At 57.2% G+C, this 22,096-nt stretch carries 15 protein-coding genes and 3 pseudogenes; 4 read left to right on the top strand and 14 right to left on the bottom strand.

From position 1 onward, the window contains the following. Positions 1-27: 27 nt before the first annotated feature. A pseudogene (locus tag HU773_RS18175) lies at positions 28-204 on the top strand (DNA adenine methylase); the annotation flags it as partial. 9 nt (positions 205-213) lie between these two features. Here the strand turns inward: HU773_RS18175 and HU773_RS18170 are convergent. After that, positions 214-528: pseudogene (locus tag HU773_RS18170) on the bottom strand (SOS response-associated peptidase family protein); the annotation flags it as partial. A 196-nt stretch (positions 529-724) separates the two neighbouring features. Here HU773_RS18170 and HU773_RS18165 point away from each other — a divergent pair. Then, positions 725-1,003: a tail fiber assembly protein gene (locus HU773_RS18165; RefSeq protein ID WP_186625977.1), complete on the top strand. Its 279-nt coding sequence runs from the start codon at positions 725-727 to the stop codon at positions 1,001-1,003. 136 nt (positions 1,004-1,139) lie between these two features. On the opposite strand, the gene HU773_RS18160 is transcribed toward HU773_RS18165, so the two are convergent. The 10 genes from HU773_RS18160 to HU773_RS18115 form a co-directional block, all read right to left on the bottom strand. Continuing rightward, entirely contained in the window at positions 1,140-1,985 is an 846-nt protein-coding gene (locus HU773_RS18160) for an MrpH family fimbial adhesin (RefSeq protein ID WP_186625978.1), read from the bottom strand. 5 nt (positions 1,986-1,990) lie between these two features. Continuing rightward, complete coding sequence (locus HU773_RS18155) at positions 1,991-2,524, bottom strand: fimbrial protein (RefSeq protein WP_120733604.1); 534 nt, start codon at positions 2,522-2,524, stop codon at positions 1,991-1,993. 8 nt (positions 2,525-2,532) lie between these two features. Continuing rightward, entirely contained in the window at positions 2,533-3,036 is a 504-nt protein-coding gene (locus HU773_RS18150; RefSeq protein ID WP_120733603.1) for a fimbrial protein, read from the bottom strand. Next, positions 3,033-3,533 (bottom strand): fimbrial protein, encoded by a 501-nt coding sequence (locus HU773_RS18145; RefSeq protein WP_120733602.1) that lies wholly within the window; start codon positions 3,531-3,533, stop codon positions 3,033-3,035. The genes HU773_RS18150 and HU773_RS18145 overlap by 4 nt, the downstream gene beginning before the upstream one ends. Next, on the bottom strand, positions 3,526-4,101 hold the full coding sequence (locus tag HU773_RS18140; protein WP_120733601.1) for a fimbrial protein: 576 nt from the start codon (positions 4,099-4,101) through the stop codon (positions 3,526-3,528). The genes HU773_RS18145 and HU773_RS18140 overlap by 8 nt, the downstream gene beginning before the upstream one ends. Positions 4,102-4,139: 38 nt before the next feature. After that, positions 4,140-4,898 (bottom strand): fimbria/pilus periplasmic chaperone, encoded by a 759-nt coding sequence (locus tag HU773_RS18135; RefSeq protein ID WP_186625979.1) that lies wholly within the window; start codon positions 4,896-4,898, stop codon positions 4,140-4,142. Positions 4,899-4,919: 21 nt separating this feature from the next. Beyond that, positions 4,920-7,409 (bottom strand): outer membrane usher protein, encoded by a 2,490-nt coding sequence (locus tag HU773_RS18130; RefSeq protein WP_202883630.1) that lies wholly within the window; start codon positions 7,407-7,409, stop codon positions 4,920-4,922. A 44-nt stretch (positions 7,410-7,453) separates the two neighbouring features. Beyond that, positions 7,454-7,999 (bottom strand): fimbrial protein, encoded by a 546-nt coding sequence (locus tag HU773_RS18125; protein ID WP_186625981.1) that lies wholly within the window; start codon positions 7,997-7,999, stop codon positions 7,454-7,456. A 73-nt stretch (positions 8,000-8,072) separates the two neighbouring features. Next, positions 8,073-8,627, bottom strand: a complete 555-nt coding sequence (locus HU773_RS18120) for a fimbrial protein (RefSeq protein ID WP_057960152.1) — start codon at positions 8,625-8,627, stop codon at positions 8,073-8,075. Between the two features lie 176 nt (positions 8,628-8,803). Further along, on the bottom strand, positions 8,804-9,430 hold the full coding sequence (locus HU773_RS18115) for a response regulator transcription factor (RefSeq protein WP_057960151.1): 627 nt from the start codon (positions 9,428-9,430) through the stop codon (positions 8,804-8,806). Positions 9,431-9,644: 214 nt separating this feature from the next. Between HU773_RS18115 and HU773_RS18110 the strand changes: the two genes are divergently transcribed. Both HU773_RS18110 and HU773_RS18105 read left to right on the top strand, forming a co-directional pair. Continuing rightward, on the top strand, positions 9,645-10,835 hold the full coding sequence (locus tag HU773_RS18110) for an EAL domain-containing response regulator (RefSeq protein ID WP_186625982.1): 1,191 nt from the start codon (positions 9,645-9,647) through the stop codon (positions 10,833-10,835). Between the two features lie 138 nt (positions 10,836-10,973). After that, positions 10,974-14,597: an ATP-binding protein gene (locus HU773_RS18105; RefSeq protein WP_437181148.1), complete on the top strand. Its 3,624-nt coding sequence runs from the start codon at positions 10,974-10,976 to the stop codon at positions 14,595-14,597. A gap of 21 nt (positions 14,598-14,618) precedes the next feature. Here HU773_RS18105 and HU773_RS18100 read toward each other — a convergent pair. The 3 genes and pseudogenes from HU773_RS18100 to HU773_RS18090 all read right to left on the bottom strand — a co-directional run. Next, positions 14,619-14,797, bottom strand: a pseudogene (locus HU773_RS18100) (IS3 family transposase); the annotation flags it as partial. Between the two features lie 357 nt (positions 14,798-15,154). Continuing rightward, positions 15,155-20,107 carry a hemagglutinin repeat-containing protein gene (locus HU773_RS18095; RefSeq protein WP_186625983.1) on the bottom strand — a complete coding sequence of 1,651 codons (4,953 nt, stop codon included), beginning with the start codon at positions 20,105-20,107 and terminating at the stop codon, positions 15,155-15,157. Between the two features lie 104 nt (positions 20,108-20,211). Next, on the bottom strand, positions 20,212-21,927 hold the full coding sequence (locus HU773_RS18090; RefSeq protein WP_186625984.1) for a ShlB/FhaC/HecB family hemolysin secretion/activation protein: 1,716 nt from the start codon (positions 21,925-21,927) through the stop codon (positions 20,212-20,214). Positions 21,928-22,096 lie beyond the last annotated feature (169 nt).

Here is a 22,096-nt window from a genome sequence, read left to right as displayed (position 1 = left end):
TGCGAGGTGCAGGATTTTAGCGAATGGCATGAATTCATGCGCGCCTGCGAAGACAAGGTGATGGTAAGCATCAATGATCATCCCGAAGTCCGACGGGTGTTTAAAGGGTTCCGCATGGAGGCGATGGATATCCGTTACAGCAGGGCCAACCCGAGGAAGGGTGTAGCAGAAAAAACAGGCGAGCTGGCTATTATGAACTGGTAATGGTCACTATCAGCGCATTGGTGCAATCAGCTCAGGCCCTTTGCTCCGTACGTTGCCCACGGCTTTCTCGACTTTGAACCATTCGAACACCTCCGATGATTTGCCCTGGTGCAATACCATCTGCTCGGCACGCTCCTTGGGCGTGCCCGGGTCCAGACATTCCCTGGCCAACTCCGGCGTGAGCACCACAGGCCGCCGGTCGTGAAGGTCTACCATGCCGCCGGCGCTGTCGGCGGTGATGATCACAAAGCCGTCATGCTCGCCTTGGCCTTCATCTGCGTCGGGTAGCTGGCCTACGGTCGCGCACAGCACCGGCGCGCCATCTCCATGGGGAATTCGCGGACGTGGGGGCGAACGGTGTTCTTGAAAACCGCTCGGCATATGCTGAGATATGCGGGGCTGCCGATGCCCTGATGAAACGCGGCGCGGTTTCTAGGACCGTCGCCAGCTTTGTGTTGGCCATAGGAATGCCTCGCCACTCACCATGGCCAAAGAGGGCGAGTCGTACGATTTGAAGGTCATGATCACGCTGCACATCCTGGTGCCGGATCTGCCCCCACAGGAAGAGCTGCCGCCACCTGCGCTTGATCCTGTGGTGGCTGCACAAACCCAGATCGCGCACTTGCGAGCCGAGGCGGATTACGCAATCAGGCACCTGCAGGATGCAGTCGATATCGACGACGCTACAGCGGCAGAGCTGACGACCCTCAAGGCCTGTAAGAAGTACCGCGTGGCCCTGAGCCGCGTGCCTGAGCAGGAAGGGTATCCGCTCGCAATTGATTGGCCCGCCGCGTCCTAGTACCGCGCTGTTGATCTCGTATCTCAGGTGTGGCAACGGCGGTTTCAAAGTATTTCGTACAGGCCCTGGGCGATTATTAAACAGCGTTACTGGATCACGGAAAGCGCTTTTTTAACAAGTTGCGATCACACGCAACTCAAGGCGGTGAAACGGTAATCACCGTGAAACCGGTGAACTTGCCGGGTGTGACTGCTCCCGTGGGGGTACTCAGTGTCGAGGTAATGTCTAATTTGCTGGTTTGACCATCAGTAACATTCACATTGATGCCTCTAGTCGCGTCCTTGCCATTTACGGTGATCTTTGAGAATAGAGTCCAATAGTCGTCGAGTTGCACGCCTAAAGAGTTTGTCCTGGATGCTGAAACTGTAACGTTAGTTGAGCCTCGGCACTGCAAATCGAGCTGGGTTGAAGCCTTTGCTCCTGATAATTTATTGTCGGGAAGGCTTCCATGGTCAATAGTGGCATTCCCCGATATTTCGCATTGAACTGCTACAGGGCCAACTCTGGCGCATGGCCCGAAAGGATTATAGGCGCCGCCGACACTGGGGCCGACTCGGGAGTACGTAAATGTTATGCAGATATTATTATCGGCATATTGACGAGGAACTAGAATCGATCCACTTAGAGGGATTCTAAATCCTTTCATCTGTAGGTCTGAGAGTAATTGGCCCAAAGTAGACGCGCCATGGCGAACAGGTACCTCCCAAGAGTTGTACTCTCCTACATAGATAATCGAATATGGCTGCAGCGCAGCAATGCCAATTGTGCATAAAGTTAATTGTGGGTCGTCGGATGCGCAAGGGCTCGGGCTGGTGTCGCCAGTTGTCCACCCGCTTACTAGGAAATAATAGCGCACCCCGCCCGATTCTATACGACTGTCTGTTGTGGTGAGGGTGTAGTAGGCCTGTGCTTGTAACGCTGAGGCCCATAATAGTATCCCAGCGAAAATTTTTTGCAGCACCGTTACGGAAATTTTTTTCATGTTGATTACTCGTAACTTAGGGAAAAAGTAAGAGATGCTTCAAAATCACCAAGCCCTAGGGCGTGATTAGCAAGTGCCTTGGGCTCGCCCTGCAGGTAAGTATTGAAGCTGAGCAAATTGTCGCCGATAGTTAGCGGCCCCATGCGGTGAGTCTTGTTCAATGGCAGGGCAGTGCCACTTTTAGTTTCCAGCCCGACCAGCAGACCTTTTACTGTGGCGCTTTGAAGCACCAGCAGCCCGGGAGGCTCTTTGCTTTCATTGCCGCTGAAGGTGATGCTGACCATACGTTTGCCGACATCCGGGTCACAGTTGGTCAGGTGTAGTTCAATCGGGAGACCCTTAGTTCTGCCGTTGAGATAAAGATCCTTGTCGATTACGGTGCTGAAGTCCCGCAGAATCTCCCTGTCATTCTCCGCGAGCACACAAGGTTCATTAACCAGCGTGCCAGAAAAGTACAGGTTGTCCGGTGTCGCCTGCGCTGCAGGCAACCATAGGCTTACAACTAACCAGGTACTTAAGGTGGTCGTGTACTTACCCATAGATACTCCTAGTATAGTTCGGCCATCAAAAGCGCTGAGGCGGTAAAGTCAGTGCTGGGCAACTGAGCAGCGGGGAGCTTTACCGGTACGGCTTCGAGCAGCGGTGGCGTCGATGCGCTGACATCGATCTCTCGAGATTCGTTCGGAATCAGCACGGTGCCACCGAGCAGTACTTTGATGCCTAGGTTGTCCACCGAGGTCTTCAGGGCAGTAGGCTCGAAGTCTGCGTACGCTCCTTTGAGAGTCAGGCGCATGTGCCAGGCGATACCAGTGCCAGCCGCACCCGGACATTCGATCTGATAGGCGATCGCCTGGCGATAAAGCTCACCATCAATGCGATTGACGGCGATATTGCGCTCGAAGTGCACATCTATACGGCCACCCTTATTGCTAATAATACAGACGGGGGGCGCCAGCAAATTTCCGGTGAACTGCAGATTTTCCTGGGCCAGGCTCGGAAAGCTAAGGGCGGTGAACCATAGTACCGGTAACATGTAACCTAGTGTCTTCATTGATAGTCGACCACAAGGGTTGCGCCAGCTCTAAACGGACCCGCCTTGATCTCGCTGTTCTGGCGTTTAACCAACACTGCTTGCAATAATGGCTGCCTGTGAGAGTCAAAGTTCGCCCAGGTGTTGATTGCCAGCGGTTCACCGTCTTTTGTTAACGCGATGCCGAGGTTTTCATACCCTGGGACTCTCAGCAGCGTGGAGTTGAAACCCGCGTCGTTACCGCGGATCTGCAGGCGTAGATCATTTGTCAACGAGCGTGTGCAGTCGAGGGAGTAGCCCAGGGTAATAGTTTTGTAATGTCCATTGATGCCCGTGGTCTGCACATCGCCAAACGACTGAGTAATAGGTTCGTTTTTGTTAATAACACAAGGAATTGCGGCATATACAATACCTTGAATTCTTACTGCCCGCTCGTTAGCGGGAGAAGTAGATGCATAAGTAACTAGCACGGCGAGAAGTGCAGTTTTTCCAACTTTCATCGCGGGAAATTCAATCATACGTCAGGTACACATTTAGACTGGCGCGAAAGGCGCCGGGGCGCAAAGCGGCTGCGGTGCGTTCAGGACGAATGTAGTACGTCAACTGGCTCTCTCCAGGCGAGACGAACCAGGCCGGTGCGGTGCGGCCTAGGCGTACGTCGTTGCCTTGGACATCGAGTACACGCAGGCCGAAGCCCTCGGCGCCAACCACCTTGATCAGGTCGGGGGTATCGGCATCCGCGACCGCGTTGAAGGCCAGCGTAGCCACCGGTTCAATCGCGCTCCAAACCAGCGTGCCTTGCTGATCATCCCGTCGACCACCATCGCTACGCACACAGCCTTGCAACTTGAGCTGCATGGCCACCGGAGCGCCCTGATCGCCGATGCGTGAAAGGCGCGCAGTGCTCAGGTCTCCCAGCGACAAGGTCTGATAGGCGGAGCTCGGATCTAGGTAACAGGCGCTCTCAAGCAAGTTCCCGGTGACTTGGAGTTCGGCCGTCTGTGCAGGAATGCCAGCGGCGTGAGACCAAGTCCAAACACTGGCGTTGCACAGCAAGGCTACCAGGCATCTAAGTGTTGCGAGCATCGTGATTTGCCCTCACTTGAACAGGTCATGGCTCGGTGTCAGCGGTTGTTGGCAACGGCGCTGGCGGTGCAGGTACCTGCGGTGCAGCTGAACTGCAGCTGCGGGCGGCCACCGAAATCATTTACGTAGGTCAGTACAGGTTTGTCGCCCAGTGACTTGCTGCTGACACCCAGATCCAACTGACCTCTGGGGGGGATCATCAAGGGCTTAAAGTCCGTTGCGCTGGCGGTTTTGAGGTCGGGCGTGGCATCGATCACGGTGATGTAATAAGGCGTCGGGTTGTTCACTAAATAGCGGTCGTTCTGGCGGGTAAGCGTCAGTTTTTCCTGCCAGGGGGCTTCATTGAGACCGGCTTTTGGAGCAATAGCCACGGGGCGATAGAAAAGCTTCACTCGCGTTTGCAGCGCGATCTGCAAAGTGTTTGGTTTATCGCTGCGCGGCGGCACTTCGCGAAGGTTGAAGTAGAACAGTGATTCGCGATCCTGGGGCAGTTGGCCCAGTTCAGGCAGACCTTGAATTTTCACCTGGCTGGTGGTGCCGGCTTCCAGGCGCTGGATTGGAGGCAGTACCACCAGGGGGCTGGTGATCTTCTCGGACTGTTCGTTTTCAATCCAGGCCTGGGCCAAATAGGGCAGTTGGGTATTCTGGTTGCTGACGCTGAGGCTGACCGATTTCTCGCTGCCGGTAAAAATCACCCGGGTACGATCAAGCGACACGGCGGCTTGGCAGGTCTGTGCGGTGCACGCGCCGATCAAAACGAGCAGGGGCAGAGTGTTGCGTTTGAAGCGAGCTTTCATAGAGGTACCTATTGCAATAAATTAAGCGCCAGCGTTATCCACGTCGCTGACTGGCCGGCACATCAGCTCCAGTTGTCGCTCAAGCGATGTAACCCGGTCGGGTAGGGTGAAGGTGCATCGTGCGCTGCCATCCCAATGCAGCGACATGGTTTCGCCTGGCTTTATGCCGCTTAGGTAAGTCGATCCTTCTTCACCGACAATGCCGGTTTCCTGGCCGCGGCTGTTCTGGGCGGTCGCGCCGAAGGGCGGAGCGCGGCGGTTTGCCATGCGAATGATGACCATGGACTTGTAGCCGGCAATAACGTCAAAGCGGCGATAGCCAATCGCGCCCTCGGTCAGGGTCGCCTGGGTGACTGATTGGGTGGCTTCGACGTCGTCGGCCAAGCTGTCCAGAACTATGTTGGCCTGATTCCGGTAGTAGCTGTTCACGTCGCTAATCACAGCCTTGCCGAAACGGTTGGTGCGGGTGACCCCGCCGCTGCCGCGCACCGGTACGCCGGCTACGCCCTGGGTATCAACCAGAAGCCGGGTGCCACCCATGAGGCTGCTACGGTGCAGGGCCGCGCCTTCACCGGTCAGGGTTGCTCCGCCTTGCAAAGACAGGCTCGCCGAGGTGTACTCGCCGGTCTGATAGCTGGCACTGGCCGTTACCTGAGCCTCATCACCATCATGAGAGAGGAAGCCGCTGGCCGTTTCACCGCTTGAGGCCTTGCCTGCGCTGAGCATGTAGTGGTTACGATCATCGATGCGGTCGTAGTAACTCAAGCTATGGCTGCTTTGCCCCTGGTTTACCGATGAGTTGTAGCTGAATGAGCCATTGCTGCCCCAGGGAATACTGACCGACAGGTAAGCGCCGTCATCTGAGGTGCCGCGGGCCTTGTTCTGGTATGCGGTGAGCGACAGGCTGAGGTTCTTCAACCCTCCCACGTTGAAATAGCGTGACAACGACAGGCTATAGCGATCGCTCGCCTGGCTGTTCCAATAGGTCTGGTGGTTGTAGTTCAAGTACACGCTCAGCGCGGAATCGCGAAACTGTTTGCTTAATGTCGCGGTATACATTTCCTTGCTCTGGTTCAGTGGCTGGCCACCTCGCCGGGCTTCGATGAATTCGTTCATGCTCATGTAGCTCTCCTCGGAGAACCGGTAGCCGGCAAAGGTGACCTGGCTGTCGTACTCGTCGAAGCGTTTGGAGTAACTGGCGCGGTAGGATTTACCGCTCAATGTGTCGCGCTCCGGCAACGTCGCTCGCGACTGTGTAACGTCGACGGACAATGCACCGAACGCCATGAGGTCACGGCCTACACCCACAGCCAGCGAACCGTAGTCCTTGGCGCCGAGGCCACCGCCATACAGCGACCAACCGTTGCTCACCCCCCAGGAAAACTCACCGGTGGCGAATGCCGGGCCATCAAGTTGATGCTCCCAATCAGAGGGTTTGCCGGCAGCTAGCTTGTAGCGCACCGAACCCGGACGGGTCAGGTAGGGGATGCTGGCGGTGTCCATCTGGAATTCTTGGACGCTGCCGTCCTGCTCTTCGACGCGCACGTCAAGTTGGCCAGAGACCGCATCGTTGAGGTCCTGGATACGAAAAGCGCCTGGTGGTACCTGGGTGTCGTAAAGCACTCGGCCTTGCTGGCGAATTACCACGCGCGCGTTGGTGCGGGCTACACCGCTGATTTCTGGGGCATAACCTCTGAGGTTGGGGGGCAGCATGTTGTCGTTACTGCTCAGGTTGCCGCCGGTGTAGCGGAAACTGCCGAACAGGTTCGAGTCCAGGTAGTCTTCACCGAGGATCAGGTTCGAACGTAGCGACGGCACAGCGCGCAAAGCGTAAAAGCGACTCCAGGCAAATTGCTGCTGTGAAGGCTGGTCGGCGCTGCGTTGCATCTGGCTTTGCCAGTCGCCGCGCAAGCGCCAGGCACCCAGGTTGATACCGGCGGTACCATTGCCGCTGAGGTTATCGGTGCGTCCTTTACCTTGTTTGCGTTCGGTGGTCTGGGCGTTGAGGTTGTAATCGAACAGCACGCCGGCGATGCCGTCGTCCCAGCGTGAAGGCGGATCCCAATTTGCCGCCGTGTACTCCAGTTGGTCCTGGGGAATGCTCACGTACAGTGCCGAAGTACTCAGGCTGCCACGTGCCTGCATGCCAGGAACACTACTGAGGTTCAGACAGGCGCCGTCGTGCCACCAAGTCAGGGACTTTAGGACGTGTTCTTTCAGACCCAGTTCCTTGACCAAGGCTGGGGAAAGACAGGCGACGCTGCTTTTCGGATCGTCGTCGGCCGGGAGGTAATCGATCGGGAATTCCGTCAATGTATCGCGGTTCATGTGGACCATCAGGCTGTACTGGCCGGGCATAATGAAGTTGGCCGATGCAAACACTCCAAGATCAAGGTTCTCGCGATCTTTGAGGTCCAATACCTCGGTGTTGAATTGGAATTCTTCGGCTCCATTTACCCACGTCGCGACACAACACAACGCCGTAGCAGCCAATGCCTTACGGTGATCCACGTGACTAAATCCTTGAGCGAAACTGCGCACTGCGTAACTGCAGTTCAGAAGTGCTGAATACTCAGCTTAATCGTGGCGTGATAGTCGCCCGCTTCCAGTGTATGTCCACTGCCGACGAGTGACAGCGAGTAGTTAAGAGTCAGCATATCGGGAGACATACTGCTGTGTTGTAGTAACATGCCGGGTGAAACTAACTGTCCTTCCTGGTCTTTGATTTGTAAGGCAATGCCCTGTGCGACGCCTTGAACACTGAAGTATTTACCATTGGACTCACCTTCAAATGTTAATTGGAAACGCTGCGAAGGTTCAGTGTTGTCGTTCGTGCGGTAAGTAATGCAGTCATTTATAAAAATATTAAGGGGTTGTTTAGATGTAGTATCGCCATTGATTAAACCGTGAAGCGCTGTGGGCTTAAATGCAATCGTCTGGCTATCATTACCCATACGGATAGTGCAGGCGCTATCGACAATGCTTCCGGTCATCTGCACTCGCCCCTTGAGCCCAGTAGTCACCACCGGCTCAGCCAAACAGACAGGCCCGCCCAAGGTGCAAAGGGCCAGCGTGACCAGCAATGCGGTTGAACGACTCATCTACGCCTCCGCAAAGTTCTCCGCAGCACGCAGCACGCAGCAAGTGCTGCGGAGTCCTCAGTGACAAAATCCGTTACTGATAAGCGAGGGTGAAGTTGGCGAACGTCTCGAAGTTACCCGGTACGATTTCGGCTGCGGCAGCTTCGCCGCCGCCTTCCGCAGCAAGCATGTCGCCCTGCAGATAAGCATTGAATTGCAGGTAGGTGTCGCCATTGGACAGCGACTGCGCAGGCGAAGCACTGCCGAGTTTGATGAGCGCGCCGGAGTGATCGGCAATGGCCAGGCTTGCACCTTGGGCAGTGCCTTTCAGCGACAGCAGGTCCGGGTTCGACGAGGGCGAACCGGTGAAGGTTGCCGTCGCAGACTTCAGAGCGCCCAGGTCACAGCCGCGCAATTCAATTTTGAAAGGAGTCGGGTTGGATTTGCCGCCGTTTTTCAGGGTTACGTTGGAGATTTGATCCATGTCGACAGTCTGGTACTGCGACTCTTGAGATATTGAACACGGCGAATCGATAATCGCGCCCTTGAAGGTAATCACACCGTGACCCTGATCTTTGGCAACACTGACAGCAGAAGTGGCAGCCAAGGTGATTGCCATTATCGCGCCAGCCAACGTACTAACTTTCATTTGAAACTCCTAAATTGATGTTGGTGTCCTTGAAGGGGACTCAATTGAACTCTCTTTGCGCCGGGGTATCGCCGTACCCTTGAGCTGGAGCCAGTTTAGGAGTGACAGGGGAAGAAATGAGTAGGACGTTGCCTATGCATGATAGGGAAATTTCCTACAAATTTGCTGGTTGGCAGTTAGGGAATCAATGCATTGCGCTTGGCGAACTCGGCCAGATCGACCAGCGAGGCGGCGCCTAGCTTTTGTAGCAATCGGGTTTTATAGGTGCTAACAGTTTTATTGCTGAGAAAGAGCATTTCACCAATCTGCTTATTGGTGTACCCCTGGGCCAGGTGTTGCAATACCGTCACTTCACGGTCTGTTAGGGACTGAATTTGTTCAAGCTCAGTAAGTTGTTCTGCTGAATTGACGCTGTCAAAGGACAGAGAGGGGAAGAAGCTATAGCCGGCGTCTACGGCTTTGATCGCGTTGATCAGGCTGCCCAAGTCTTCTTCTTTATTGACGAAGCCACGAGCGCCCAGCTGGATGCAGCGCCGGCACACTGAATCGGCGGGTTGAGAGGTCAATATTAGAATCTCGCTGCGTACATTCAAGGCTTTGATTCTAGAGATAACGGTATAGCCATCCAGCTTTGGAATGCCAATGTCGAGGACAACCACTTGTGGTGTCAGGTCGCGCACGAGTTGAACAGCGTCGATACCATTGTCTGCTTCGGCGACCACACGCATACCGTGCTTTTCCAGCAGGACCCGGACGGCAAGTCGAATGACCGGGTGATCGTCAACTATAAGAACGCTATGCATAATGTGAGTTCTACCTTGAAAAAACGTTTGTTACGAAGCGGTGTAGTCTCGGCGATATAAGGTTAACACCATTAGCTATTAGCGGCAGAGCTGTAAGTGCAGGATAGTGCTGCCTTAGGAAATTTCCCAGTGCGCATAGGAAAAGTCTCATGGAGATGTAGGAAGCGCTCCTTGCAGACTGTTCGTCCTTTAATTGCGTGCGTGTAGACCTGCAATGCAAGATTTGACTGTTTTGGTGCTGGAGGATGAGCCCTTTCAGCGCCTTGTCACCGTAACCGCGTTGGAAAAGGTGCTTCAGGGACCCATTCTGCAAGCTGCTGGTGGAGAAGAAGCGATTGCTGTCCTGGCCGCTTGTGACGCTGTGGACATCGTCCTCTGTGACCTGAAAATGGCGGGCATGGATGGCCTGGCGTTCTTGCGTCATGCCAGCAGCAGCGGCAAAGTCGGTGCTGTGGTGTTGTGCAGCGAGCTGGATCCGGTTCTACGTCAGGGCACAGTCGCGATGATTCACTGCCTAGGTCTTACTTTTCTGGGCGACCTGGGCAAGCCGTTCAATCTTGATGGGTTTAGCCTATTGGTTAAACGGTACCGGGAATACTGCAGCAGCATTCCCAGACTGTCGCCAGCAGAATTGCCGACCTTGGGCGACGTGCAACGCGGCCTGGATAACGGCGAATTTGAAGCCTACTACCAACCCAAAGTTACTCTCGAGGGCCAACTGCTGGTCGGAGCAGAAGTTTTGGCGCGTTGGACGCACCCGCAGTGGGGCGTTTTATTGCCGGCGCATTTTTTGCCCGTCATGGAAGAATACAATCTGGTCGATAGGATGTTTTGGCAGCTTTTTGACCAGGGCCTGGCCCTGCAGCAAAGACTGGCTGTACAAGGACGGGTGATTAACCTGGCGTTCAATCTGCATCCCGCACAACTGGCGTGCACCGGGCTGGCGGAGCGCATTGCCGTGTTGCTCAAGCAATCGCAGGTGCCAGCGGTCAGCGTGATGTTCGAAATCACTGAAGTCGGTGTCGTGAGTGCGCCGGCCAGTAGCCTGGAGAACTTGGTGCGGCTACGTATGCTTGGCTGTGGCGTAGCCATGGATGATTTTGGCGCTGGTTATTCTTCGCTGGACCGGCTCAGTGAGCTGCCGTTCAGCGAGATCAAGCTCGATCGGGCGTTTATACGCAAGATGCAAAGCCAGCCAAAAAGCGCCGCAATCATCAGTTGTTCTGTTGCGTTAGCCCGAGCGTTGGGGGTCTCGCTGGTTATCGAAGGTGTAGAGACCACCGAGCAACAGGTACGTCTCATTGAGTTGGGCGCCACCCTTGCCCAGGGCTTTCTTTTTGCACGCCCCATGCCGGAAGCTCATTTTATAGACTTCTGTACCGTTCAGGCGGGTTGGGACCGTTGAGGATTGAACGACAGAGGCGACTTTGAACTATTATTGCCTCATCCATGACGGCCCTCCAGTATCATGCCGGGCTCTTGAATGAACGGCCTTCAGCCAACGGATTCCCGTACTTCAGGCATTTTCGGTCTCCTATTTCATATGTATCTACGTCCATTCTGTCTGTCCATCGGGCTGTTTTTGGGGGGCGCCCCGGTGATGGCTACATCATTACCTCCAGCCCCGCAGGTACTGTCCAGCCAACTGCGTATCGATCGTCCCGATCTGGCTGTTTCTGGCGAAGATTGGCATTGGCTGCGGCACAAGGCCGAGCTCAAGGTCGGCGTATCGGCAGCCGCGTCCGCGCCGTTTTCGATCAATGCCCAAGACAACCTGTACGAGGGCATCAGCGCCGATGCAACTGCTCTGGTCGCGCAGCTATTGGGCTTGCAGGTGAAGGTCGTGGCCTTCGCCAATGAGCAGGATGCGCACAAGGCATTACAGGCCGGTAGCGTTGATGTGATCAGTATTCACGGCAGCACCAGGCCACGCCCGAACCTACTGCTGAGCATTCCCTATGCCGAGGATAGGCTGGCGGTTTTCAAACGCAGTACCGAACCTCGGCATTCACCTGTTGATCTTGCTGGCTTGCGCGTAGCGATCACCGAAGAACACAGCGACGAGCTCAAGCAGCGCTACCCGCAGGCCGATTTGCGGGTGTATGCCAAGCATGATGAGGCGATTGCCGCTGCAGCCTTTGGCCAAGCTGACGTTTATCTGGACGATCTGTACAGTGCCTACTACCGAATCAACCACTCCTACTATGGTTACTTGCGCTTTGAGCGTTTCAGCGATCTATCGGTAGGCGGTTATGGTTTTGCCTTGCGCACGGATAACTCGCGCTTGCAGCGGCTCATCAATGTCGCCATCGAGGCTATCGGTGACGATACGCTGCGTAACCTGTCCAAGCGCTGGGTCGGCAACAGCTTTATTCCAAGTGAAGAACCCTTAGACCTCACCGTAGAGCAGTTACGCTGGATCCAGCGTAACCCAGTGGCGCGACTGGTAATCAATGATGACATGGCGCCGGGTGCCTACTTCGACTCGAACGGCGTATTTTCCGGTGGGTTCGCTGACCTGCTCGAAGTGATAACCCTAAATACGGGCCTGCGTTTTGAGGTTGTTTTGCGCAGCGGCGGTTACCCGCAGATGATCGAAACGTTGAAAAATAACGAAGCTGACCTGGCCTTGATGACCGCCAGCCTTGAGCGTGAAGCGTTCCTGCGTTTTTCCAGGCCGCTGGATACCAGCCCCTTTGTGTTGCTTAGCAGCAAGGAACAGCAAGGCAAGCTGGAGAGCCTGGCCGACAAGCGTGTGGCGATTCCTACTGGGCACGTGGGCTCACAGCAACTGCGCAAGCGCTACCCCGAAGCAGTGATAATTGACGCTGGCACCACGCTGGATACGATGAACTTGCTCTATGAAGGCAAGGTCGATGCCGCCATTGTGGCGTTGCCTGCAGCACGTTATTACAAGGAGCGTTTGTTTCGCGATAAATTGGCGATCAACCAGGTGATTGATGTCGGGCCTGCCACGCTCAACTTTGCGATGCGACGAAGTGATGTCGAACTGCAATCCATTATCAACAAGGTCATGCAAAGCATCGCCCCGGATGAGATCAATGCGATTTCCAATCGCTGGCGTTCACCACCAGGGATGAGCGGCCAGACTTGGGTCGATTACCAAAGGGTTATCATCAACATCGTCGCGGTTGCGGTGTTGTTGCTTTTGCTGTCGTTGGTCTGGGTGGTGTATCTGCGTCGCCAGATTAAAGTCCGGGCAAGGGCAGAGCGGTTGCTCAGCGATCAACTGCAGTTTGTCGAAACACTGACTGATTGCATGCCGCCGCCGCTGTATGTGCGTGATCTCAAGGGACGCATGCTCTCGTGCAACCGCAGCTACTTGAAAAGTGTCGGCCTGAGCGCCGAGCAGGTGCTGAACAAAACGGTGCGTCAGCTACCCAAGGAAAACTTCGAGAGCCTCCCGGATTTTCATCGCAACTACTTTAAGGCGATGCGCGACGGCCAGACGATCGAGTCGGTGCATGCCATTCAGCTCCAGGGTAGGGAGGCGTGGATCAACCACTGGGTGCAACCGTTCCAGGACCCCAAAGGTGAGATAAAGGGGGTTATTTGTGGCTGGTTAGACATCACTGAGCATCGTCAGTTGGTGGAGCAGTTACGAGAAGCAAAAGCCCTCGCGGATGATGCCAGCCGTGCCAAGACCAGCTTTCTGGCGACCATGAGCCACGAAATTCGCACGCCAATGAACGCCGTAATCGGCATCCTTGAGCTGGCACTTAAGCGCGCCGAAAGTAAGCCGATTGACCGCGCGAGCATTGAAATCGCCCATACTTCGGCAAAAAGCCTGTTGGAGTTGATCGGCGACATTCTCGACATCGCCCGCATCGAATCCGGACGTCTCAGTCTGTCGCCCAAGCGTGCCAACTTGCGTGAACTGATCGAGTCTGTGGCCAGGGTGTTCGAGGGGCTGGCTAGGCAAAAGCGCTTGACCCTCATCCTTGACATCGATTCGAGCATTAACTGCGATGTGCTAGTCGATGCCCTACGCTTCAAGCAAATCCTCTCCAATTTGATCAGCAATGCCATCAAGTTCACCGAAGAAGGCTCGATCACGATCAGTATTTCCGGGTTCTTGGTCGATGCCAGCCTGCTTAATGTTCACCTCAGTGTGGAAGACACCGGTGTAGGCATAAGTCCTAATGATCAGCAACGCTTGTTCAGACCTTTCGTTCAGGCGCAGCGCAATGTGCAACAGACCGAAGGGACGGGCCTGGGACTAGTGATCTGTCGTTCGCTGTGCGAAATGATGGGCGGCCATGTCACTATGAGCAGTGCTTTAGGCCGTGGAACGAAGATAGAAGTAGAGCTGCATTTACAGGTATTAGAGCGCATCAACATCACGCAGTTACCCGCGTTACCCTTGGCTCATCAACGTTACTGCTTGCAAGTTCTGGTGGTAGATGATCACCAAGTCAACCGCCAAGTATTACACCAACAACTGGAATTCTTGGGTCATGATGTCTATGAGGCAGAAGACGGGCAGCGTGCCTTCGACCGCTGGGGCGAGCACTCTTTCGATGTTGTTATTACCGATTGTCATATGCCGGTCATGAGTGGTTCGGACCTTGCACTAGCCATACGCAGAGTCGAACAGGAGCAAGGACTAGAGCCCACGATGATTATTGGCCTTACGGCCGATGCGCAGCCGGAAGAAATAGAACAGTGTATAAAAGCGGGCATGAATGATTGTCTCATCAAGCCTATCGGTCTTGATGAGTTGGACGCGAGATTGTTGGGGCTACAACAGAATCGGGATGCAGAGAACGAGTGTCCTGCGACGACATTGCCACTGATGGCATCCGATTCACTACAACTGGTAGATCTGGGGCCTCTGGAGTTGCTCCTCAATAATGACCCGGTAAAGTTTCGTGAAATACTGGATGAGCTAATCAATAATAATCGCAAAGATTGTCAGTTGCTGAGAGTCCTACTTCAGAATGGTGAGACGGATAAGTTAGGGGAGTTGGCTCACAGAATTAAAGGCGCTGCGCGTGTGGTTAAAGGAGAGCAACTGGTCGAGTCTTGCCGGCGTATGGAGTTGGTATGTGCTGATGCACAGGCTTCGTCTGAAGAGCTCAACCAGGCGTTGAGCGAGATGGAGTTTTCCATACTCCAATTGGAGCGGGTACTTGCAGCTCTTTGAACGGGAATTGTCTCTAGGACTGCTTATGTCGCGCTGAGCTTCTTGAATAAATCTGTAATCCACGTCGGTATCCATTCCGTTTTCAAGCTGCGGAACACTCGCTCCATCGGCGCATTGTCCCGGCAGTTTCCCCAGCGGCTCATGCTCTGGCGCATTCGATAACCCCACAGCCGCTGGCGAAATAAACGACTTGCATACTGGGGCAGCAGCTCCGATTGGCGCAGCTTTTTGAAGGCAACCAATTTGGTTGCCAGCATGAGTCGCCGAGGTAACTGTCATGAAAACGCCGTGGCCGAGAGCTTTTTCCGTAAGCGTTCGGCAATTACACCTTGCTCTTGGGTATTGGCATAGCGGCGATCAGGCTGCCCACCTTATCCTCCATCCGTTACCGCCCCAACACCAGATGACTACGCCTGAAGTCTTTTCGTGGAAGTCGATGGATTTCAGCGAGCGTTGGTTAACATAGAAAAACTCTAATTCACGCATACGGATTTTGGTGCTTACGCGATCTGTAGTGGAAGCAGGATAGCCTCCTGCTTCCACGAGTGGATTGCTAGTTAATGGGTTTGCTGATCGATCCCGGCCTGTAACGCCTGGCTATCACTGTGCCCGCCGACCCTCAGCGGTCCAAGGTTGAAGGCTTGATCCTTACGTATGGCGTCGTCCTGTTTCTGGGTCAATTCGTCCTTGGCGCCCAGCACCAGGTTGACCGGTGACTTCGACAGGTTCAGCCCGACATCCGCTCGGTAATCGCTGCCGGCCAACGTCGTTGCCGTGACCTTGGAACCACCCAGGTCGACCTTGCCCTGGTCCGCGCTGATCCGGGCGCCAGTCAGGTGGGTTTCGCCACTCACCTGCAGGTTGACGCCTTGCGTGCGGATGCCCGACGCTTGAGTGACGCTGTCTTTCACCACATGGCTGACGTCCAGGTTCAACGTCGGGGTGTAGGACGTGTTGCCGCTCTTGTCGCCGAACAGCACGTTTTCGGTGGTATTGGCCACCGAACTGCCGGTGGTGTTTTTGCCGTTGACGGCGTAGCTGTCAGTGGTTTTTGGCCAGGCCTTTTCCTTGAGGTCGGACAGGCGAGTGCCCACGGCATCCTTCTTGTCCGCCAGGTAAGCCTTGGCTTTGTCCACGCTCGTACCGAAGGCGCCGCGGGGCTCGGGGTTCACGTCGTAGCTACCGCTGCGGGTGAGTTTTTCGCCCAGGCGTTCCTTGGCGTTGCCAACGCTGTTGACCACGCTGTCCTTGGCCGAGGCCAGGTGCTCGGTGCCCTTGTCCACGGCGTTCTCGAGCTTTTCGCGGTGCTTGTCAAACGCGCCCTCGGCCTTGGCTTGCACCTTGTCCTTGAGCGGGCCGCTGGCCTTGGCCAGTTTGTTGACCACGCCGGGCTGGTTTTTCTCGACATCAAGCTTGGCGTCGACGTTGACTTGGGTGCTGCTGACTTGATCTTTGCGGCTCTCGACGACGAGGTCGCCGCCGACATTGCCACTGACCTGATCGGCCTCAATTCGCGCGCCGGCCAGATGGGTGTCACCGGCACTGTTGATCACCACCTTATTCGCCTTGATCAGGCTGTCGTGCTGGGTGGTGCCTTGCAGGTGATCCACGTCGACCTTGGCCCGCGCATTGATGCCGTGCTGGGTCTTGGGGGTGTCATGTTCACCGGCGTCGGCCAGGGTGGTTTTGCCGCCGCTGCCGCCTGCGCCCAGGGTCACGCCCCAGCTGTTATGCGCCTGGGTCGATTGCGCCGACTCTTGCAGGATGCCGCCGTTTTGCGCATCCAGATTGACGCTGTCAGCCACCACCTGAGTGCCTTGCAGGTGGATCGCATCCGCCGCGTTGGCGCCGCTGGTGAGGCTCACTTTGCCGTTGCTGTGCAACTGCCCGCCGCTAACGCCTTGGTCGTTTTCGGCGACTTTGCCGATGTTGAAGTTGGCGCTCAGGCTGCCGGTGGTGCCGCTGCTTTCAGCGCTGCTGGTCTTGCCGGCACCGACCGTCAGGCCGCCGCCCAGGTTGCTGCCGCTGCTCACGTGCGTAGCGGTGGCCGCTTGCAGATTCAGCTTGCCGCCAGCGTTGAGGCTGATGTCACCGGTCTTCGCGGTGCTGCTGCCGACCTGAGTACCCTGCAGCGTCATGTCGCCACCGCTGCTGAGCTGGATCGGGCCGTTGCCCTGCAGCGTCGCGACACGTGCCTGGCTGTCCTGGGTGTTCAGGCGCTTGTCGTCCAGTTGCACGCCGGCACCGAGGCTGGCGTTCGTACCGTTGCTGCCCGGGGCCGTGCCCACGGTCATAGAACCGCTGCCGCGCAGGCTGTTACTGGTGTTGCTCTGGGTATCGTTGGCCTGGTTCAGCGCCAATTCGCCACCGGTTTTGAGGTTGACGCCCGCCTGGCCGCCGTTGAATTGGCTGCCTTCATAACGCGCGTCGCTTTGGGTCTCGATGTTCACACCCTGGGCTCCGGCGTAGCTGCCGACCACCGCCGTGCTGCTGGATTCGCGCACATCGCTGCTGCCGCCTGCGCCATTGCCGCGCACGTTCAAGTCTTCACCGGTGGTGGTGTAGACGCGCACGCCCACTTTGGCGTCAACGCCTTGCTCGCTGCTGGTGTGGGTGTTGGCGGCCGCCGTGGCGAGGTGCTCGCCGGCGTTGATCTTCAGCCCGCCCTCACTGGCGCGGTACTGGGTGCCTTCATCTTTCACGGTGTTGGCGACATTGACCTGCACCGTGCTACCGCTGAACTGGCTGACCACGGCGGTACTGTCCTGCTGTGTGCGGGTCTTGTTGGTATGGCCGACTTCCACATCGAGCCCGACATTCGGTTGCTCGAAGGCATCCAGCAGGCCGGGCTGATGGAATTTGGCCTGGGCCACGCCGTCGACGGCTTTTTCGATCGGCCGGGTGATGCCTTTGTATTCAACATTGGCGCCGACGTCGGCGGTCCAACCGTTCTCTTTGTGGGTGCCGGTCTCGGTGTTATGCGCCGCCTGGTTATCGACCTGCGCCGCGTTGACCTGCAACTCAGAACCGGCCTTCACCTGCGCGCCCTGGCTGGTCAGGGTATTGCCGGCGTTGATCGTCAGCGTGCCGGCCGACGCCACGCTGCTGGTTTGCGCGGTGGTTTTGTGGCTGGTGTCAGTGCTGGTCTGGTGGCTGAACTGCGCACCATTGCCGGCTCGGTCCAGGCCGCCGGTGTAATACACGCCGCCAGCGGTGGTGGTGGTGTCGGTTTGGCTACGGGTGCTGTCATCGGTCGCCAACAGCTCGACGTTTTTGCCGCTCACGGTCGCATCGCCCTGGGTCGCCTTCAGCTCGGAACCCTTGATGCTCACGTCGCCACCGGCCGTGACGGCCAGGCTGCCGCCGCTGAGGCTGGAAGCTTGCTGCTGGGTGGTGTCGGTCTTGCTGGCGTGCTGCTGGTCTGCATAGTTCACACCCGCGCGGTACTGATGCGTGCCGTCGGCGGTTTCCTTGGCGTAGCTATCGAAACCCCGCGTGTGAGTGCTGGTAGTGGTGTGAGAGGTGTTTTCAGCCGACGCGACTTTGATGTCACCCTTGGCATTCGCTTGCAGTTCGCCTGCCGCAGCGACCTTGGAGCCGCTGACGCTGATGTCCTTGGCGCTTTGCAGTTTGAGGTTGCTGTCCGAGCGCAGGTTGCTGGCGACGACGGTGCTGTCTTTGAGGTTCTTGCGGCTTTCATCCTTGGAGATACCAAAGAACTTGCTGTCGTTGCTGTAGCTATTGTCGTGGGAGGTGTCTTGCACGCCGTCGATCACCAGAGAGCCTTTGTCGCTGATGACGCTGGCCTGTTGGCCACCACGCGCCTGGCTGCCGCTGATGCGCACGTCGTCCGCCTTGACGATCAGCTTGCCATCGGCATTGACCTTGCTGCCGGTGTTCAGGGTCTTGCCCTTATCGCCATCGCCGTTCTTGCCGAAGAAACTGCCGCCAGTCAGGTCGCCGGAGTAAGCGTTGTCGCTGCTGCTCTGGATACGGCTGGCGCTGGTGATGTCGACTTGCCGAGCGGCCAATTGAATATCGCCCGCAGATTTCAGTTCGGCGCCTTGCAGTTGCAGTTTTTGCTGGCTGGTCAGCTCCAGGGCTTTGCCGGCCTTGAGACTGCTGGTGACGCTGCGCTGTTCGCTGCTGGACTTGTCCCAGTTGGCTTTCCACAGGTGCTTGCGGTGGTTGCCCTGGTCGCGGGTTTCGTGGGTCTCGGTGGCGGCGCTCAGTTGCAGGTCGGCGCCGCTGTTGACGCGCAATGCGTCGCCTGCTTCGACCTTGCTGGCCTTGATCTCGGTGTTGGCGCCGGACGACAGCGTGGCATTTTGTTGTGCGACGACGTTGTTGCCGTGCTGACGCGAGTCCTTGTCGGTGGTGGTGCGGTCATAGGTTTCGTAGGTAAACAGGAAGTTGCTGTTGTTCCACTGCTCACGTTTTTCCTGAAGTTTTTGGCTTTCCAGGCTGCTGAGGGTGAGGTTGCGGCCGGCGTCGAGCTTGACGTTGCGTCCGCCGACGTCGGTGGCGGCGAGGCTCAATTCTTTGGCGCTGTGCAAGTCGACATCGCCCTGGCGGCTCTGCACACCGGCGCGGGTGGCGTCGAGGCTGTTGGCGTGGACCTGGCCGCTGATATCGAGGTCGCCGGCCGAGCTGACCTTCACCCCATCACGGCCCTCGACTTGCACCGCGCCCACGCGCACCCCGGCACCTTCGGCGGTGCTGATGATGTTGATACGGCCGGCCTGCATTGCCCCGAACAGGCGGGCGTCGATACGCTGGTCCTGGGTTTTGCTCGCCGGGTCGACCTGGCGCACCTGGCCGCTGGCGTAGTCGACTTGATTGCGGCCGACCTTGAGGTTCAATTGGTCACGCGCACTGAGGCGCCCATCGCTGTCGATACGCGGCGCGATCAGGTTGATCGACCCCGCGCCGTTTTGCAGGCCCTGGCCCTGCACCGTCAGGTGGCCGCTTGCATCGCGAGTGTTCAAGCCTTGCAGCTTGCCGTCGTTGAGCTCAGGGCGGCCCACTACCAGGTTGGCATTTGGGGTGTTGATGAAACTGCCGCCGTTGACGGAAATGCCATTGGGGTTGGCCAGCACATAATCGGCAGCCCGGCCAAAAATCTCCTGAGCGCCGTTGATGGCCGAGGCGTTGCGGCTCACCACTTCGTTGAGGATCACGCTCGCCGCCTGGCCCTGGAACTGCGGATTGGCCGCCAGTTGCCCGGCGAGTTGCGATTGACCAGCCTGCAAGGCGTTGTTCAACACCACGCCCTGGCGGTCGACGTTGTAGTCCAGGAACTGGTTATGGGACAGGCCGCCGGCATTCGGCGCGACGATGTTGACGATGGGCACGCCGCTCTGGTTTTGCAGCTGCGGCGTACCGCCAGGCCCTTCGACGACGGTTAAGCCACCGGCCAGGACCAGCTGCGGCAGCAGGAACAGGCTGGCGATGGCCCAGCGCAGTTTGCCCTGGGGTGAAAGGTGAAATGTATGGGTGTCAGTCGGCATAAATAAATTCGCTTTGTGTTGGCTGATCCGCGACGTGCGTTGTTCGTTGCAACGCTGCTGTGGTGGTCAGGTACGGCGGTTAACTCAGGCTAAACAGGTGTTGCTCAAATCTGTACGCTAAGGCGCGTCAGCCAGACCTCCGGCTCCTGGCCAAACCCTGCGGGCGTGTTGAGGTTGCGTTGGTAATCGAGGTCCAGTTGCACGTTTTTCCAGCTGAGGTTGAGCCCGGCACTGGCACCGCTCAGGCGCAGGCTTTGAGCGCCGTGTTCGCGCTTGATCCAGCCGTTGTCCAGGCCCAGGCGCGGGGTGATTTTTACCGGCAGGTCGCTGGTGAGCGGCAGGCGCAAGGTGTTGCGCCATACTGCGCCGATGGCCCCGGACGCGATGTTTTCGCGGTAGCCACGCACCGCCGAATCGTCGGTGCCCAGCAGTTGTTCGATGGCAGGCAACGCATCCGGGCTGTATTGCGCCGAGAGCTGGCTCTGCCACTGCCACGGTTGCCCCAGCCATTGGCCGTTGCGCCATTGGGTGAGGTTGGCGCGGTACTTATGGAATTGCGCCTGGGGCAGGTTTTTTTGCGTTTGGTCGGCATCACGGTCGGCGCCGAACCATGTCAGGCCTTGGGCGTAATTGACGTCGAGGTTCCACACTGCGCTGTTGAGCCAGAACAGATTCAGGCCAGCCTCGGCCACTGTCAGCGTCGGGCTCTGGATGCCTAAGCGAACCTTTTGCAGGTAGCTGTCGACGTCCTTGTAGGCCAGTTGCAGGTTGGCGCTGAGTTGATGGCCCTGGTCGCGCCACAGCACGCGGTCGGTGCGCAAACTGACCTGGTCGGTACGGCCGCTGTTGTAAAACGTGGCGCGGCTGAGCTTGAACGGCGAGCGGTATTCGGTGTGGCTGGCGAACAGGCTGTAGGTCCAGTACCCGTAAGGGATGGAATAGAACAGGCTGTTGCTGCGGCTGTAGCGCGGCCCGTGGTTGAGCGTGTCGCTGAAGCTCAGGTTGAGCGAATCGTTGAGCTTGAGCGGGCTGTCCAGGCTCAGGTTGATGGCATTGCGATCACGCCCCGTGCCGGCACTGCCGAGGTTATCCACTCCAAGCCCCAGCCCCCAGCGTGACGCCGTGCTGCGCGAGCGCAGGATGATGCGCGAGGCGCCAGCTTCATTGCCAGGGGCGATGTCGGCGGTGAGGTCCACCGAACGCAGGCGGTTGAGCTGGTCCAGGCCTTGTTCCAAATCGCGCAGGTTCAGCGGCTTGCCGAGCATCCCGGGGAACGCGCCGCCTAACGACACCGGCAGGCTCTGGTCGGCCAGTTCGATGGCTTCGAGGTAGCCCTCTTCGACGTGAATATCCAGCGACTGCCCGGCCGCCGGCGGGCTGATCAGGTACGGGCGGCTGGCGATATAGCCGGCTTGCACATACAGCTGGGTGATCTCGGCCAGCAGGCGGTTGATCTGGGTGACGCCCATGCACGGCGCCACGTAGGGTTCGATGCGTTTGTTCAGCTCAGCCTTGCTGAACAGGGTGATTCCGGCCAGGCGCGTGCCACTTAGCGGCCAGCAGCGGTCATCTTTGGCGATGTCTGTTGGCAAGGCCGGCGTGGCCGCTTGCGTACCGAAACTACCGCGTTGCAGTTGCCGTTGGCGCTGCTCCAGGTGTAATTGCTGCAAGTCGCGCTGCTGTTGCTGCTGCAAGCGCAGCGCTTCCTGGCCCGCTTGCGGCCCATCGGCGGCGGCGGCCGGCAGCGCGCACAGGCAGAGCAGGGCGACGCCCAGGCTCTGGATACAATACTGGCGTTGGGTTGAGGGCTGATTCGGCACTCGACATCCTTAACGTAGAAATACGCACAATCCATACCCATTAGCCAAACGGTGAACTCAGGGATTTTGCACAGTTGAGCCATCATTAAACTGTTTGTTACATCAGTGGCAGGACTTTTTACGTAAAACGTGGGGAATGCCGCGTTATTCACAAAATAAATGCATAGAG

Source organism: Pseudomonas shahriarae (assembly GCF_014268455.2).
Taxonomy (GTDB): Bacteria; Pseudomonadota; Gammaproteobacteria; order Pseudomonadales; family Pseudomonadaceae; genus Aquipseudomonas; species Aquipseudomonas shahriarae.
This window is presented reverse-complemented; position numbering and strand designations above follow the sequence as displayed.

Coding starts and splice junctions, on each gene's coding strand:
- HU773_RS18160 (WP_186625978.1), bottom strand. CDS start 1,985: ATGAAAAAAATTTCCGTAACGGTGCTGCAAAAAATTTTCGCTGGGATA.
- HU773_RS18150 (WP_120733603.1), bottom strand. CDS start 3,036: ATGAAGACACTAGGTTACATGTTACCGGTACTATGGTTCACCGCCCTT.
- HU773_RS18110 (WP_186625982.1), top strand. CDS start 9,645: ATGCAAGATTTGACTGTTTTGGTGCTGGAGGATGAGCCCTTTCAGCGC.
- HU773_RS18140 (WP_120733601.1), bottom strand. CDS start 4,101: ATGCTCGCAACACTTAGATGCCTGGTAGCCTTGCTGTGCAACGCCAGT.
- HU773_RS18105 (WP_437181148.1), top strand. CDS start 10,974: ATGTATCTACGTCCATTCTGTCTGTCCATCGGGCTGTTTTTGGGGGGC.
- HU773_RS18095 (WP_186625983.1), bottom strand. CDS start 20,107: ATGCCGACTGACACCCATACATTTCACCTTTCACCCCAGGGCAAACTG.
- HU773_RS18120 (WP_057960152.1), bottom strand. CDS start 8,627: ATGAAAGTTAGTACGTTGGCTGGCGCGATAATGGCAATCACCTTGGCT.
- HU773_RS18115 (WP_057960151.1), bottom strand. CDS start 9,430: ATGCATAGCGTTCTTATAGTTGACGATCACCCGGTCATTCGACTTGCC.
- HU773_RS18155 (WP_120733604.1), bottom strand. CDS start 2,524: ATGGGTAAGTACACGACCACCTTAAGTACCTGGTTAGTTGTAAGCCTA.
- HU773_RS18125 (WP_186625981.1), bottom strand. CDS start 7,999: ATGAGTCGTTCAACCGCATTGCTGGTCACGCTGGCCCTTTGCACCTTG.
- HU773_RS18145 (WP_120733602.1), bottom strand. CDS start 3,533: ATGATTGAATTTCCCGCGATGAAAGTTGGAAAAACTGCACTTCTCGCC.
- HU773_RS18165 (WP_186625977.1), top strand. CDS start 725: ATGATCACGCTGCACATCCTGGTGCCGGATCTGCCCCCACAGGAAGAG.
- HU773_RS18135 (WP_186625979.1), bottom strand. CDS start 4,898: ATGAAAGCTCGCTTCAAACGCAACACTCTGCCCCTGCTCGTTTTGATC.